The following is a 276-nucleotide window of genomic DNA, read 5'->3' as shown; positions in this document are numbered from 1 at the left end:
GAAATATCCTGTTAAAAGATGGGAAGCTGAAGCTCCCAAAGGCAGGCTGGATCCGGATCCGGCAGCATCGTAAGATCCGGAAAGATGCCTGCCTGAAAGGTGCATCCGTCTGTCTGGAAGCTGATGGGCGGTATTATGTTTCTCTTCTGTATTTTTGTGAAGAAAAGCCAGTGGAAATAAGGAACATAAGGCAGGTCGTCGGACTCGATTTTTCCATGAAAGAACTATATGTAGATTCCAATGGAAAACATGCAGGTTATCCGCACTATTTCAGAA

At 44.9% G+C, this 276-nt stretch carries 1 pseudogene; it reads left to right on the top strand.

Annotated elements, in window-relative coordinates:
- Positions 1-276, top strand: a pseudogene (locus GPK90_RS15405) (RNA-guided endonuclease TnpB family protein); the annotation flags it as partial.

This window comes from Clostridium sp. MCC344, from assembly GCF_018785365.1.
Taxonomy (GTDB): Bacteria; Bacillota; Clostridia; order Lachnospirales; family Lachnospiraceae; genus Pilosibacter.
The sequence above is the reverse complement of the archived record's forward strand: the minus strand, read 5'-3'. Positions and strand labels throughout refer to the sequence as shown.